This window comes from Sphingobium aromaticiconvertens (genome assembly GCF_037154075.1).
Classification (GTDB): domain Bacteria; phylum Pseudomonadota; class Alphaproteobacteria; order Sphingomonadales; family Sphingomonadaceae; genus Sphingobium; species Sphingobium aromaticiconvertens.
In genome coordinates this window covers 3,852,746-3,866,622 of record NZ_JBANRJ010000001.1, presented here as the reverse complement: position 1 = coordinate 3,866,622, position 13,877 = coordinate 3,852,746, and the positions used below count along the sequence as shown (strand labels likewise).

17 protein-coding genes are annotated in these 13,877 nt (G+C 60.9%); 9 read left to right on the top strand and 8 right to left on the bottom strand.

Features of this window, described 5'->3' with window-relative positions:
- Window positions 1–20 precede the first annotated feature (20 nt).
- The 3 genes from WFR25_RS18555 to WFR25_RS18545 all read right to left on the bottom strand — a co-directional run bounded on the left by WFR25_RS18555 (window position 21) and on the right by WFR25_RS18545 (window position 2,459).
- Window positions 21–311, bottom strand: coding sequence for a DUF1330 domain-containing protein (locus WFR25_RS18555; RefSeq protein WP_169575450.1), 291 nt, complete (start codon window positions 309–311; stop codon window positions 21–23).
- Window positions 312–331: 20 nt separating this feature from the next.
- Entirely contained in the window at window positions 332–1,147 is an 816-nt protein-coding gene (locus WFR25_RS18550; protein WP_169575449.1) for an SDR family NAD(P)-dependent oxidoreductase, read from the bottom strand.
- A gap of 64 nt (window positions 1,148–1,211) precedes the next feature.
- Complete coding sequence (locus WFR25_RS18545; protein ID WP_336972879.1) at window positions 1,212–2,459, bottom strand: cytochrome P450; 1,248 nt, start codon at window positions 2,457–2,459, stop codon at window positions 1,212–1,214.
- A 196-nt stretch (window positions 2,460–2,655) separates the two neighbouring features.
- Between WFR25_RS18545 and WFR25_RS18540 the strand changes: the two genes are divergently transcribed.
- From WFR25_RS18540 to WFR25_RS18515, 6 genes are all read left to right on the top strand, one after another.
- A complete protein-coding gene (locus tag WFR25_RS18540; protein ID WP_336972877.1) occupies window positions 2,656–3,360 on the top strand; it encodes a TetR/AcrR family transcriptional regulator in 705 nt (234 codons plus the stop codon).
- A gap of 201 nt (window positions 3,361–3,561) precedes the next feature.
- Window positions 3,562–3,888: a hypothetical protein gene (locus WFR25_RS18535; RefSeq protein WP_169575446.1), complete on the top strand. Its 327-nt coding sequence runs from the start codon at window positions 3,562–3,564 to the stop codon at window positions 3,886–3,888.
- A 97-nt stretch (window positions 3,889–3,985) separates the two neighbouring features.
- Window positions 3,986–4,123: a DnaJ domain-containing protein gene (locus tag WFR25_RS18530; protein ID WP_408021805.1), complete on the top strand. Its 138-nt coding sequence runs from the start codon at window positions 3,986–3,988 to the stop codon at window positions 4,121–4,123.
- 130 nt (window positions 4,124–4,253) lie between these two features.
- Window positions 4,254–4,835 carry an RNA polymerase sigma factor gene (locus tag WFR25_RS18525; RefSeq protein ID WP_169575445.1) on the top strand — a complete coding sequence of 194 codons (582 nt, stop codon included), beginning with the start codon at window positions 4,254–4,256 and terminating at the stop codon, window positions 4,833–4,835.
- Window positions 4,836–5,008: 173 nt separating this feature from the next.
- A complete protein-coding gene (locus WFR25_RS18520; RefSeq protein WP_235955287.1) occupies window positions 5,009–5,323 on the top strand; it encodes a GFA family protein in 315 nt (104 codons plus the stop codon).
- A 521-nt stretch (window positions 5,324–5,844) separates the two neighbouring features.
- Complete coding sequence (locus WFR25_RS18515) at window positions 5,845–6,177, top strand: helix-turn-helix domain-containing protein (protein ID WP_169575444.1); 333 nt, start codon at window positions 5,845–5,847, stop codon at window positions 6,175–6,177.
- 29 nt (window positions 6,178–6,206) lie between these two features.
- Here the strand turns inward: WFR25_RS18515 and WFR25_RS18510 are convergent, their stop codons facing one another.
- The 4 genes from WFR25_RS18510 to WFR25_RS18495 all read right to left on the bottom strand — a co-directional run bounded on the left by WFR25_RS18510 (window position 6,207) and on the right by WFR25_RS18495 (window position 8,343).
- Window positions 6,207–6,590 carry a hypothetical protein gene (locus tag WFR25_RS18510; RefSeq protein ID WP_272799489.1) on the bottom strand — a complete coding sequence of 128 codons (384 nt, stop codon included), beginning with the start codon at window positions 6,588–6,590 and terminating at the stop codon, window positions 6,207–6,209.
- 73 nt (window positions 6,591–6,663) lie between these two features.
- Window positions 6,664–7,578, bottom strand: a complete 915-nt coding sequence (locus WFR25_RS18505) for a HEPN domain-containing protein (protein WP_169575442.1) — start codon at window positions 7,576–7,578, stop codon at window positions 6,664–6,666.
- Window positions 7,579–7,597: 19 nt separating this feature from the next.
- A complete protein-coding gene (locus WFR25_RS18500; RefSeq protein ID WP_043152255.1) occupies window positions 7,598–8,050 on the bottom strand; it encodes a type II toxin-antitoxin system VapC family toxin in 453 nt (150 codons plus the stop codon).
- On the bottom strand, window positions 8,047–8,343 hold the full coding sequence (locus WFR25_RS18495; RefSeq protein WP_169575441.1) for a type II toxin-antitoxin system Phd/YefM family antitoxin: 297 nt from the start codon (window positions 8,341–8,343) through the stop codon (window positions 8,047–8,049). Before WFR25_RS18495 ends, WFR25_RS18500 begins: the two co-directional genes overlap by 4 nt.
- 548 nt (window positions 8,344–8,891) lie before the next feature.
- On the opposite strand from WFR25_RS18495, the gene WFR25_RS18490 reads away from it, so the two are divergent.
- The 3 genes from WFR25_RS18490 (at window position 8,892) to WFR25_RS18480 (ending at window position 10,107) form a co-directional block, all read left to right on the top strand.
- Window positions 8,892–9,149: a type II toxin-antitoxin system Phd/YefM family antitoxin gene (locus WFR25_RS18490; RefSeq protein WP_043152258.1), complete on the top strand. Its 258-nt coding sequence runs from the start codon at window positions 8,892–8,894 to the stop codon at window positions 9,147–9,149.
- The gene (locus tag WFR25_RS18485; RefSeq protein WP_169575440.1) at window positions 9,146–9,529 is read left to right on the top strand and encodes a type II toxin-antitoxin system VapC family toxin; all 384 of its coding nucleotides are present in this window, start codon (window positions 9,146–9,148) and stop codon (window positions 9,527–9,529) included. The genes WFR25_RS18490 and WFR25_RS18485 overlap by 4 nt, the downstream gene beginning before the upstream one ends.
- Before the next feature lie 104 nt (window positions 9,530–9,633).
- Window positions 9,634–10,107: a hypothetical protein gene (locus tag WFR25_RS18480; RefSeq protein WP_169575439.1), complete on the top strand. Its 474-nt coding sequence runs from the start codon at window positions 9,634–9,636 to the stop codon at window positions 10,105–10,107.
- Here the strand turns inward: WFR25_RS18480 and WFR25_RS18475 are convergent.
- Window positions 10,104–13,871, bottom strand: coding sequence for a conjugal transfer protein TraG N-terminal domain-containing protein (locus WFR25_RS18475; protein WP_336972870.1), 3,768 nt, complete (start codon window positions 13,869–13,871; stop codon window positions 10,104–10,106). The genes WFR25_RS18480 and WFR25_RS18475 overlap by 4 nt on opposite strands.
- Between the last annotated feature and the right edge of the window lie 6 nt (window positions 13,872–13,877).

Genomic DNA, 13,877 nt, shown 5'->3' with positions numbered 1-13,877 from the left:
GTTGCAGCCCGTGTTTCTGATCATTTGTCGTCGGTGAAATGAACCACGAAGGCGGTATCGGCGGCCGCATGCCGCATGGGGATCGCCTTTTGGTACGCATCGGAGCGATACCAGCGCATGGCCGTGTCATTGTCGGGAAACTTCATGATGACGACGCTGCTGCCCGGCGGTGTGCCCTCCAGTGGCTCGATCCCTTCGCTGACGGTAACCTCGAACGCCATGCCGTCGAGCGACACGAAGCCCTGAGCCGAATATTCGGCGTATTTTTCGAGATCATGCTTCTGCATGACGCTCAATATGTAGGATGCCATAGCTGCTCTCCCATCCTGTTTCAGTTGGCGCTCATTTGCGCCATCACGTCGGCGTAGAACGGCACATGGTGGACGATGCCGCCGTCGGCGCTGAACACCTGGCCTGTGACGAAGCTGGCCGCATCGGACGCAAGGAACAGCACCGGCCCTGCAATGTCCTCGGGCACGCTCTGTCGCGGCAGCAACACATGGCGCTGGATGAAATCGATTTCACCGTCGGACATCATCTCACGGGCACCCTTGCTCAGGACAAGGCCCGGCAGGATGGCGTTGCAGCGGATATTATGATGGCCGAAATGGGTCGCGACATTCCGGGTCATCGTGTGAAGCGCAGCCTTGGACGACGCATAGGCCGGATGGAACAAATCACCTAGGAGCGCAGTACCAGACCCTGTGTTGATGATGGATCCGCCGCCGCCCGCGATCATGTGCGGCGCGACATGCTTGATCATCAGCATCGGTCCACGCGTGTTGATGGCGAAGGTCCGGTCCCAGACCTCGGAGGTCATGTCCAGGAAAGATTTGTCCTGGGCCATGAAATCGGGGCGCGTGTCGGCGGCGTTGTTGTGCAATATGTCAATGCGGCCATAATGCGCCACCGTCGCGGCGATGACGGCGGCGATGCTGTCCTCGTCGACAAGGTCGAGCACGTGCGCCATGGCCGTTCCGCCCGCGCTGACAATGTCGTCGGCCACCTTCTGCGCGCCCGTCAGATTGATGTCGGCCAGCACGACGGCAGCGCCCGCTCCGGCGAGCGCGCGCGCGCATGCCTCGCCGATATTGGCGCCCGAGCCGGTCACGATCGCGACGCGCCCTTTCAGATCTCCAAACAACATCCTGCTTCTCTCCCAAATATTGAACTATTCTTGGTGATCGTCCCGACCCGCTGCGGATCGCTATTCAATCGACGCGCAGGTTTACGTGCGTCGGGAAGCGTTCCGTCGGCATCCCGCCATAAATGATGACGTCGTCCGGATGGGCGAGGCGCAGATGGGGGAACCCGAAGACGAGACGCCCGACGATCGCACGCGTCACCATCCGCGCCAGAATATTGCCGGGACACAGATGCGGTCCAAAACCGAAAGTCAGGATGTCGCGCGGGTCGCGGGTGATGTCGAACCGGGCAGGATCGGGATATTTGTCCGGATCGTAGTTCGCCGCGCCGAGCGACATGTGCGCGACCATCCCCGGGTAGATTGGCGTGCCGTCGATCACATGTTCCTTGACGACGAAGCGATGGCGGAAATTGCCAAGGCAATCGATCCGCATGCACTCTTCGAGCGCCTTGTTCAGCAGCGAAGGGTCGGCCCGTAACAGGGCCAGCTGATCGGGATGCCGCAGCAGGCGCAACACTGCGTTGCTGGAGGTGGCGGTGACCGTGCCCAGACCGGCGGTGAAAAGCTGCACCAAGGTTGAAAACAGTTCTTCGATCGAGATCGACCCTTTTTCATCGTGCGCCGCGATGACGGTCCCAACCAGGTCGTCCTTTGGCACGACCCGGCGCTCCTCGATCAGTCGACCACAGAAGTCATGGACGGCGTTGAACGCCTCCATATATGCGGCCGGCTTGGGCGCACCGGGCGGGACCGTTGCCACCAGTTCAAGGGCGTTGGACAGGTTGATAAAGATCGGCCAGATTTCCGGATCGAATTCGAACACGCCGCCCAGCAAGACGCGATACATCAGTGGTCCGGCAAACTCGGTCACCATGTCGAACGTTTTTTTCTCGGCAACGGCCAAGGCGAGTTCGTCGACCATGCCCTCGATCAGTGGCTGGATCTTGGCGACCCGGCTCGGCGTGAACCCTGGCTGCATGAGCCTGCGCACCCGTGAATGTTCTGGCGGATCATAATCGACGACCAGCGGCAAACCGTTGAAATAATCGAACAGATCGGTGCCCCAGCCCTTGTGCGGCACGGCGCTGATGATGTCGTGCGTCCGCAGCGCCCATTGGACTTGCGCGTGCCGCGAGATGACGACATGGGCGTGGCCCTGGACCATCGCGTAGAAGGGCGGACTTTTTGCCCATTGGGTGAAGTAGGGAGCGGGGTTGGCCTTCAGCTCCTGCCCGAAAAGGTCGACGTCAAGAAACCGTGCTTCGTCGAGCGGCGGAATCCTGGGTTTGGTGGAGAGTGTCATTTCGGACATCAGAGATCCTCATCACGCGAACATTTGTTCTCTTGTGAACAGGCTTGGAATTTCACCCCCAGAGCGGCCCGGGCATATTTTGCCGATGGCCGAGCAGTTGAAATCCAGGCCGCTCGCCAAGAGCGCCCGTTGTGCTTAGAAGCGGAGCGGATTATGGCCAAAGGCAATAATTCACCGCTCGGTCAGGGCGGGAGCCGTGATCCGTGGGAGACAGGCGTTGGGCAATTTTCAGTCGGATGATGTTGGCCGCGGCGACGAGGTAAAGGATCTGGCGTTGGGACGTCGGCCATCAACCGCAGATACGATCGGCGATATTCAGCGCGCAGCCAAGGAGGAGTTCGCCACGCATGGCTTTGACTGCGCTACAGTTGACGGCATTGCGCGCAAAGCGAAGGTATCAAAGCAACTTCTCTACTATTATTTCGGCAGCAAGGCGGACCTGTACACGCTGATCCTTGAAGAGGCCGCAGTGGGAACGACGGTTTTCAATGAAAATTGGGATCTGGACGCCTTGGACCCGGAATGCGCGCTCAAAGCGTATATCGACAGGATTTTCACAGACTATATTAGGCGACCGCAGATCATCAAAATGACGATGGACGAGGCCCAGCATGGTTTTGCCCATGTGGGAAAACGCAGTTCGCTTGCGAACGTTTTAAAGAATGCGATCGAGGGCCTTGAAAAGATCGTGTCGCGCGGGCGGGACGCTGGCATCTTTCGCGATGACGTCGATGCAGATGCCCTTTTCTGGACCATATTCAGCATGGTGACGACGTGGTTCGCCCATAGCCCCATGATCTCGTTCGTATCCGGCGCCAAACTGGGCGGAGACCAGGGGCTGAAGGCCTGGCGGGACTATTCGGCGGGGTTTGTGCTGCATTCTATCAGGGTGGCGGGGTAACCCGTGGTTTGGCCCATGGCGATCTGAGCGAGGCGGAATGCCGAGTTATAAGAGATGCCCGCCCGATCCACCACATCATGGCCGGCGATGGTATAATCCGCTTTGAAAGATTGATCGTCTCTCTTGGCAGAGCGCCCGGGGAAATGTTTGCGGAAGAAATCGAAACATGGTCATTTCCCTCGCGCGGGAGCAAGCGAGACGATGGCGGCAGAGATTGAAGGGATATATAAGCCAGCGCGCGCACTAAAACGGACGAACTGTTCGGTGATGGCCATGTCGGTGACGGAGCTTGGTCTCAACATGCTTATCGCACGCGTGCTTCCCAAGGTTGGGCTGAAAGGTACGCATGACGAGGGATGGAGGCTGTTGCTCGGCGTCATCGATATCGGGCTGGGTACTTATCTGGTGATCAGCGGCCCGCTGGCAGGGCTTGCCTTCGTGGCGGCGATCATCGGCTTCAGCTTTCTCTTCCGCGGTGTTTTCCTTATCTCACTTGCCTTTGGCCTGAGGCGGCTGAAGTCCGCGTGACGAGGGGATGCGGCCAGGAGATGGATATACCGAGGCTGACGGCGAATGCTGCGGAAGGGTTCGCGCCGATCCTCAGCGCGACCAGGAGGCGTAGCAGGTGAGCAATCCATATGAAGTTCTCGGCGTCGCCGCGTCCGCGAGCGGGGACGATATCCAGAAAGCGTATCGCAAGCTCGCGAAGAAGCTCCATCCGGACCTCAACCCTGGCGACAAGTCGGCCGAGGAGCCCTGCTGAAAGGGCCTAGCTCCTCACAACATCTGCGCCACAGCCTCTATCCGCGCCATAATCTGTCAGCTGCGGTGAGAGCAAACAACGAGTTCACGTCGGAATTGGCGAACCGATCCGTGCTAAAGTCTGGAAGGCAATGATTGACGACTCAGAACCATTCCAGCCTGCGCAGGCAAGCGAATTCGACGCTTCGTTCCAAGCGACCAACCAGAGCCCGGTTGAGCAACTTCTTGCCCTTCTGGAGATTGAATATGGGGCGCTGCAGATGCGCCTCTCGACGCATCTGCGTTCCTCCGAGGCTGCAGCTGAGGCGCTCCACGACGTCTATGTCAAGCTGAGGGCGGACCCGTCTATCGGCGATCTCCATAACCCACGCTTCTACCTCTACCGGATGGCCATCAATCTCGCAAAGAACAGGAGGCGGAGCGACTGGCGCGCGATCAACATGGAGGATGCTGGGCTTCTCGATATTCCGGACAATGCGCCGAGTCAGGAAGCCGCCACCTTGGCCACGGACGAAATGACGCGAGCTTTGCAGGCGCTTCATACCCTCCCGCCTCGGCGGCAGGCAATATTCCTAGCCAAGTGGCGCGACGAGAAATCGCAAAGCGAGATTGCCGCCGAGTTCGGCTTGCACAAGCGCACGGTTCAAAAGGAGCTCACTCGAGCGGAGATATATCTCAGGAAGGTCTTACGTCGTCGCAAGCGGCCGGTCTGACCGGCGCTGATGCCGCTCTACCGGTTGATCGAGGCCACGTCCTTGCCGCCGAACGGTTGCACGGCGACGACACTACCGTGCCGGTTAACCATGGTGTGGGGCATCCTTGTCATCGTATTTGCTACAGCTCCAACAAACCAAGGTTTGTCCGGTCGAGTGCAGGAGATGCTGGCATGAAGCATGAGGGAAGCTGCCACTGCGGGACAATCCGCGTTGCGATTGAGGATGATCCTGTCGATGCCGGTGAGTGCAATTGCTCGATCTGCCGGCGAACCGGAGCACTTTGGACGTACCGCACACCCAGCCAAGTGATGGTCACGGGCATGGGCGTGGGCTATATGCACCCTGACGTTGTGGCATTGCGCTACGTGCGGCGTCACCACCCACAGAAGCCCGCGCAATCCGACGTACGACCGGATGGGCATCTATTTGACCCGGCGTTGTGGAATGGGCTGCCCCGCCGGTTCATCGACGGCGCGAGTTGGTGAGGGATGGTGACTCCCCAGGCCGCAATTGTAATGATTTGGGCCATATCGTCATAAGACGGATCGCTGGCCGTTAACCTGCCTTCCGCGCCAGAAAGCAGATTTTCCGGTCTCCACGACATCATTGCTCCTCTGGGCGTCCGTTGAAGCCGCCACTTGGTCGCGGCCTGCGGTCTTCACCGGATGGCTACGGGAGGCCCGGCGCTGAACTCGGACAAAAAAGTGGGGCGCCTTTTGGATCGCCAATGTGTCCCCTCATTGGGAATAGTAGGGCTTCCTCCTTCGAACGCGCCTCGGCTTGCGCCCTAGCGTCTCCTGGTGGTGGTCGATGAGGCAGGGCGCTGAGGTTCCCCGGCGCAAGCAATCTGCCTCGCAACCCGTTGGGGGTCGCCATGGCGGCTTTTGGAAGTGTGGGCGCGAGCGCGAAGCCGTGCGCGCGGTCGACGCAGACTAAAACACAATCTGTGCCGATCGGACGGCAAAAGGGTTTCGGGGGGCCCAGAGGAGAGACGAGCAGTCGGCCGATGCTCGCCCCCTGGCAGGTCAGTCTGGCCATGCGCACGATGCGGCGTAATCTCAGCAACGCAATCTCGATCTCCGAAATCGCGTCTCTGTGCCGATTGTCGCTCTGCTATTTTGTGCGAGCTTTCACGAACACGGTTGGAATCGCACCCTATGCCTGGTTCGTTCAGCAGCGCATCGTGCGCGCAAAACGCCTCTTGGCCGATACCGCGCTACCCCTGGTGCAAGTCGCTCTCGAGTGCGGATTCTCCGACCAGGCCCACTTCACCAAAGCGTTTGCCAAGGCATCCGGCATAACGCCTGCAAAATGGCGCCGTCAGATTTGCACGTGCTGAGCTTTCATGGCGGGCGCAAGGCTGATCTCTCAGTCCTTCCTTTCGCCTTCCGCTCCTCGAGAAGCCGCACGGCGATTGGCGAAGGCGAGCAGGGCAGGGTCATGCTCAGGCCGATTCCAGCGCGCAGAATCCCGCAGAACCACCACATCTTCAAGATGCGTGAGGAACGTGTAGACCTTGTTGACGATGTCGATCATCAATGCCTTCATCTCGGCATCGGAAATTCGAGAAGCTTGGCTCCAGGGGATCTCGCCATAGGGCGTGACCACCTTCACATCGCTATAGTCACCGATGACACTGTCCGGCACGGTGCCGGCATGGATTTCTTCCAGCCGGGTATTGCGGACACAATGCTCCACGAGCGCCAAAGCGACCCTGCGCATTGCTTCGTCAGGCACTTTCTCTTCGGGCATTAAGTCCTCCCACCCGCAGAGTTGGAAGTTGGAAGCATCGGTCTCCTCGGGTCGAGGAGGCGCTTTTGATGCTTTAAAGCTGCGCGCTCAGCTCTGACAGCCTCTCTTGGCAAAGTTCGTTGACGATCGTGCCAAGCACCTCGACGCGCTCGGAGAGATATGCGAATTCCTCCTCCGTCATCTTGAAATGCTCGGAATGCCTAGCCTTCACATAGGCATCTTTGAGCTTGTTGAAATACGCTTCCTGCTTGCGGGTCTCCCTTGGCCAAGCATCGACGAGGCGCGCAGAAATCGTTTCAGCGCGCGTCCGAAGGAATTTGATATTGTGGCTATAAGGGGTGTAGAAGGTGTAGACGAGAAGAACGCAGTAATAGAGACGTTCGCACGCCTGCTGAAGATTATAGGCTGCGTCGGGAAATTGCTTGTTGTCGTAGGCAAACTGATAAAGCATCCGCGACGATATAGCGAGGCCGAACCACTGGTCGAAATAACCCTTCGCCATGTCATAGGCTTGCTGCGGGGTCTTGGGCTTGGGCTCGTGCAGTTCGCTGTTGTCGACTTGATACAGCGCAATGCCATCGCGCGCGATGTCCATAAAGAAATAGCGGCCATGAGCCAGCCCATCGTTCACTTCCTGCAGCGTGTGAACGATGAAATTGACCGGCGTGCGTAGGCGGTTGAGGATCATGGTTTCCCGGTCGAGGCGTTCTTCCGCTTTCTCCCAATATTCGGGTCTGTCCGTCAGCTCCTTCTGGTTGACGATGATGAGCAGGTCGAAATCCGATCGATAGCCCCTCTCGGTATGCGGCTCATGCACCCACCGTCCGGTCGCATAGGAGCCGTAGAGGATGATCTTGAGGATGCGGCCAAGCTTGCGCGGCCCAGTCGGCTGGCCAAGCGCGTCCTCGAACTCCTCAAAGAGGATCCGGATGACCCGATCGAGTTCGCGCCGCTTGTTTACCGGAAGATGGTCGAGTTCGGTTTTCATCGTCTCATCGTCATTCGGGTCATGTGAGAGGGAAGCGCGAAGGCTCGTCTTCCCACGGGTTGAAGATCACGGCGCCGCTGTGGCGAGTATCCTTGATGTTTCGCGTCACGAGGAAGAGGTCGTGCTCGATCGCGGTTGCCGCGAGCAGCGTATCGATCACCGGCGGGGACTGCCCCGTCCGCCGCTTCACCTCACCCGAAATTGCGCCCCAGCGATAGACGATGGCGTCGTGAACGGAGAGGAGCCGGTCGCTGAAGCGTTCAGCGAGGGCGTCGCGGGCCGCTATATAGCGCGAACGATCCGGATGTTCCGGCTCGAGATTGTGGATGCCTTTATCGAATTCCGCGAGCGCCAGGACGCTCAGGAACATCCGGTGCTCGGGTTGCGCTGTCGCCCATGCCTTGACGCTCGGCGCACCGTTCGGGCTGGCCAACGCAGATACGATATGCGTGTCCAGCAGCCAGCCTTTCACAAGGCGACGTCCCGCCCGCGGTCGATCTCGCGCTCAAGGTTCAGGCCGTCGAGTCCGAGGCCCTCGAGGAACGGAACGAACGCAGGCTTGCCCGCATCCCTGGGCAGAAGCCGGTCGAGTTCGTCCACGCTCATCACCACTACGGCCTCCCGGCCGCGGACCGTGACCCGCTGCGGTCCCTCGCTCTGGGCACGCCTGACGACTTCGCTGAAGCGGGCCTTGGCATCTTCGAGTTTCCACGTACTGCGGGGACCGGATTTCTCACCTTCCGTCTTGCCAACTGCCGTGCCCATTGATTATCTCCTGACTAGCTAGTCAGATATAGACTGCTCCAGCCGCTATCGCAAGACCAATCGCCCCTTCGCGAGCAAACGGCTGATATGACTAAGTGCAAGGCTCCGCCGTGGAACTCCCATGTCAGCCAGGGAGCGTCGGTCTGCGGAGGTGTTCTATCGGCACATCCGTCCACTATACTCCGGCGATGTCCACGAAGAACGATTCGTACCAAGGCTCGCTGTTCCGCGAAGGCGATTTGCCCTCACCCAGGCGCAACAGCCTTGCCTCCCGATCCGATACTCAAGGCGATTTGTCTTCAGACCCGCCACCTGCCAGCTTTCACATTCGGGTCCGTCGCGGACCGGAACGTCATCCGCTTGCCCGATTATGGCGCATTCTGCTGCGCGGCCGCCCACATGACGAACCTTGATCCAGATAGTCGCAGGGTACCCGCTGACTAGGGAGCTATGCCCTGACGTGGCCACGGCATTGAGCAAATATCTTGACATGGACCATTCAATAGTCCAAAAAAGTTCATGTAGCCGACGGCCAGTGGGAGTTCAACATGCGAGTCTCTGTGAGCGACGCCAAGGCGCAGCTGACCGAGTTGGTGCGGCGGGCCGAAGCGGGAGACGAGATTGTCCTGACGCGACATGGACAACCGGCAGTGAGGTTAGTCCCCGTCCGTCCGGCGAGCGATGGAACGGCGCGCCGCAAGCTCCTCGACGCCGCTCGGATAGCTGGAGCAGCGAAGGCAACCACCGGTCCTGACGCTGCGCATAGCCAGGATTTCCTCTATGGCGACGATGGTTTGCCCGCGTGATCGCGGTCGATACGTCTGCACTGATGGCGATTGTCCTTGATGAACCGCATGCGGCTACCTGTAGCGATGCGATCGAGGCTGCGGATGAATTGATCATCTCCGCCGGAACCGTGGCTGAAACTCTGATCGTCTCGGCCCGACGGAACGTCGCTGAGGAAATGGTGAGCCTAATCGACGGGCTTGGCTTCGAGATCGTGAGTGTGACCCCAGCCGCTGCGCACCGCGTTGCCTCGGCCTATTCCAAGTGGGGAAAGGGCGTTCATGCAGCCGGCCTCAACTTTGGCGACTGCTTCGCCTACGAAGTCGCCAGGGAGCATGGATGTCCTCTCCTCTTCGTAGGGGACGACTTCACCAAGACCGATGTTGAGAGCGCAATATAGTCGGCGAAAGGTCACGCTCCGCCCGAATCTCGCCTTGAGACGACTATGTAGACCGTGGAAATCTGGCCCGATCAGTGATATGGGGCAGTGGAAGGGGTTTCCCGATGGGCACTACCATCGACAAACATCAGGTGGAAAGCGCCGCTGACCAGCCGAAGCTGTCGAAGTGGCTCTGGCGGCCTTGGTATGCCAAGCTTTGGTGGTCCGCCATTCCTGTCTGGTGGCTCGGGATGGCAGCGGCGACACGCGTTGACTTTCTCGCGGCATTCTATCGTGGGGCACTCGCGGGCTATCTGAATGTCCTATTCTTCCCGATGACGGCGCTTATGGTGCTGGGCGTCGGCTACGTCCGAGAGCGTCTGGGCCACTTTGTGGGGCAAGGTGATGGAACGCCGCTGTCCGATGAGGAACCTTCGACTGTGACGAAACGCATTTGGGCGGAGCATGATCGCGCGATGAAAGATCTGGCCGCCACAACTGACATGTTCGACCCGCGGTCGGGAGTACTCTGGATCGGCAACCCGTTGAACCCCCTCAATGCGGGGTATATTAATCCGCACACAGGTAAGCACTCTTAACGCTTCTTGAAGCTGCTGTCGCCGTCACCCGGACTGCCTTCGATATCAGTTGAGAAGCTCCCTTTCGCAAGAACCGAGTTCTGTTCCAGTGACGTCAGCGGCCCGGTGATATCGAAGGTAGCGCGCCCACTATCTGCATCTTGGAGGTAGCGATTGCGTATGCCTTCGTCACCGAGGACGCGGTTTGACAATTCGCGGGAGAATGCTGCTTCCGGGTCGCTGGAACGGGCTGCTGCGCGCTCTGCGGCGGCGATGGATTCGCGAACGTCATAGTTGACGATATCAAGCGTTGACCCCGCAGCCTCACTCGTGGAACTTGTGTCTCTGCTGCTAAACCCAACGCCTGCGCCAACGCGCCCCGACGTTGATTGCATCTTCTGTGGGGCTTGAGCACGCCGGCCTTGTGTTTTTCTTCCGGCCCCTTGCCCGCGTTCACCGATGTCTTCGTTTTCGGATACGCCGACTGAACGGCCGAGTTCCACGTTGACACTGGTACCCATCGTCGTCTGATCTTGGGCCGAACGTGACAGCGTTCTCTGCCACCCAGTCTGGGCCATGATCGCCTGCACATCACGCTGGAGCGTGTCGGCGACCTGCGGCTTCAGCCGCCATTCGCCCTTGCGGTCCATCTCGAACCCGCCGCGCAGCCAGTTGGACAGCATGGCCTGGCCTTCGGCGCCGCCGCCCATGAAATGCTCGATCGTATCCGGTCCGGCTTGCTTGCCGGCTTCGAACCGCGTGCTGGTGTCGCTGCGCGCCGACCGGCTGAAATCCGTTCGGCTGGAGACGAGGAGATCGTTGTGCGCGAAGCTGAAGCGGGCATGCCCGCCATTCGCGATCGCGCCGAGCTGGCTCTCGTTGATGAGGCCAGCCTTCGACATGGCAGCCGCCGTCTCGGGAGTAAGGTTGAGGCTGAGATCGCCATTCTGGTCCATCGCGATCTGCCGCTTCGACAGCTTGATGCCGTTTTCGGCGAGCAGGCCTTGCATCCGGGTCAGCCGCTCCCGGTCGACGATCGAGGTCAAGCGCTCGTTCCGAGCGCGATCGGCGATACCGCCAGCGCCACCTTCGGCCATGTCGATCTGGTTGCCTGCGGTGCGGCTCAATGCCTGGATGAAGCTGTCGAGCCGCGCTGCCTCGCGCGTCGATACGCCGGCTGCCTCCGCGCCCTCGGCAAAGCCGAAATTTTCCGCCTGACGCCGCTGCTCGCCGATCCGCGCCGCGCCGCGCGTGCCTGCGGTTCCGACTTCCCGCTGCGCATCGAGCTTGCCGGAGCGCTCGGCAAAGTCGTACCCAGCCGCCTCGACCGTCCGTCCGTAGACACTGGTGCCCTCGCGGCCCGCTTCGGCAGTGGCGCCATCAGCGGTTCCGACCTGCACCGCCATATTGTAGCGCTCAAGGGCCGCCATGACCTGCGCCTCGTTCCTTCCCGTCGCGCGCCCGAGCTGCGTAACGGCGGTGCTTCTCGCCTCGCCAGACAGCGCATTGATGAACCCGACCCGGCGCGCCGTCTCATCAACGGAGAGACCGAGCATCGAAGCCGCCTCTCGCTGGCCGTGATTGCTGCCGCTGCGCCAGCCCTGCTCGGTCGCGACATTGGTGCGCTCGACGCCCGCGACATTATCGCCGGCATAGTCGCGGCGCCCTTCCATCGCACCGACCTGGATCTGCGCCGACGTGAGGTCGTTCCTCAGCATCTGCTCCTGGTCGAAGGTGTTGGCGATCAGCTTGGCTAAAGTCGGATCGGCCTGGGCCTCTCCGATCACGCCCGAGGCTTTGAGCTCGGCATCGCTCGCCGAATAGCCGGCCCGCTCAAAATGGCGCGTGGCCGCCTGCATCATCATGCCGTAAGCTCGGCTGTCGCCGAACGCGCGCCATTGCACCAGGTTCTGGCTGAAGGCCGCGAACGTCCTCTCGCCGGCCTCACCCTGGCCGAAATAGCCCGTCCCGAGGCTCCTGAGCGCATCCTTCTCGGCAAATTGGTGGATCGCAGTGGTCGCGGCATTGGCCTGAACGGCGCGCGCAACCGCCGGGTCGGCGAGATCCCGGCCAGCCAACGCCGGCGCAAGGCTGCCAAGCTGACGAGAGCCCTCGATGCCGCCAAGCGCCATCGCCGTCCCGCCCGGGGTGCCGGGTCGCTGGCCAAGGATATGACCTGCCTCACCGAAGACGCGGTTGGCGCCGAAGGTCGATCGTTCCCCGAAATCGCCGAAGCTCGATGACGCAGCGGCGCGGGAGCGGGTGCCCAATGCCGAGGCCTGCGCTTCCAGCGCAGACGCTTGTCCCTCGGCCGTACCCATGGGCGCGGCGGCGGCCGTGCCTTGGCTCGCCACGCCGAGGGAGCCCGACGTGAAGGAGGTGAACACATTGCCGCTGAAGCGGAACACGGTAAAGACGAACGCGCCGGCTAGGCCGGCCGCGGCCGTGCGAAAGCTGCCGAAGATCGCCAGCGCCTTCATCGCCGCCGAAGGCGCGAGCAGCCAAGCGTTGGCCGCAAGCGCGTTCGAGCGCAACTCCGCGAGCGTCGCCGTCGCGCGACCGAGCGTGAGCTGATAGATGCCCGCATCGATAACGCCCCAGAGCGCCACAAAGACGAACATGCCGAGCGCAAAGCTCGCGACCCGCAGATTGATCGGCGTCAGGATGAACAGGAGCGCGATCGGGATCATGAACAGCATGATGCCGAACACGGTGGCGCGGATCGTCGGCATCCATTCGTTCGCCACCGACATGGTCGCGAGGCCGTTGGAGATGACTGCCCGATTGGCCATGACTCTCGCCGCACTCGCCGGTGAATCCTCGAACAGCACGTCGCCCACCGTGTTGCCGAGCAGAATGTGCGTCAGGAAGGCCTGCGCACTCAGCGGCCGGCCGAGCATCATCTGGCCCATCTCTCCGACCTGTTGCCGGCATCGTGTCATCTGCTGGACATTGTCCGTGTCATAGCCGGTTCGCGCGCAAATTTGCTTCGTATAGCCGTCGAACAGGACCGGGTCGGACAGGCGATCCGAAATATACGTCCAGGCATCGCTGCAACTGACCGTCGTGCCGCCCTTGTCGGCTTCGGTATAGACCGTTGAGAAGGTAGCGGGGCCTGCCATCGCCGCGAAGGAAGCCGGCAAGTCGGTTGAAGTCCGGAAGAGTTGGTCATCGTCCACGCCATAGGCAGCCGAAACCCGTGCCACCGGATAGCATTGCCGGACATAGTCTTTGATTGTCGCGTCCAGGAAGACGTCGGTCATTGGCCCGCGCGGCGAAACGGCGTTCAGGAACAAGTCGAAGCTGTGCCCGCCGGCCCCGAACTCGATCTTGGCATTGGGATCGAGCGTGTTGTCGTCTATCGTCTCAACCATCGCGCGCTCGATCATGTTGGTCGCGCCGGCGACGAGCACGAGCAGGTTGGGAACGCCGCCGACCGGCTGATAGGCGTTGCGCACCCGGTCGTAGACATGGACCGTTCCCGTCGTGGCGACGAGTCCGACGAACAGGCCGACGCCGATGAGGATCTGGAAGCCGAAGGCGACCAGCCCCATGCCAGTCCCGCGCACGCTGGCGATGATCGCGCCGAGGCCGATCCCGACCGTCGCGACGATCATCACCAGCGTCTCGTAACGCGGATCGCCGAAGATCATCGACACCAGCCGGAAAGCCTCGACCGTCTCGGCAAAGCCGTCATAGGTGTGGAAGCTCGTGTCGACCGCCAGGGCGGGGGAAGCGAGGAACAGGGCGGGAAGGGCGGCAAGAAGCCTTGGAAGCCGGCGCATGACAGA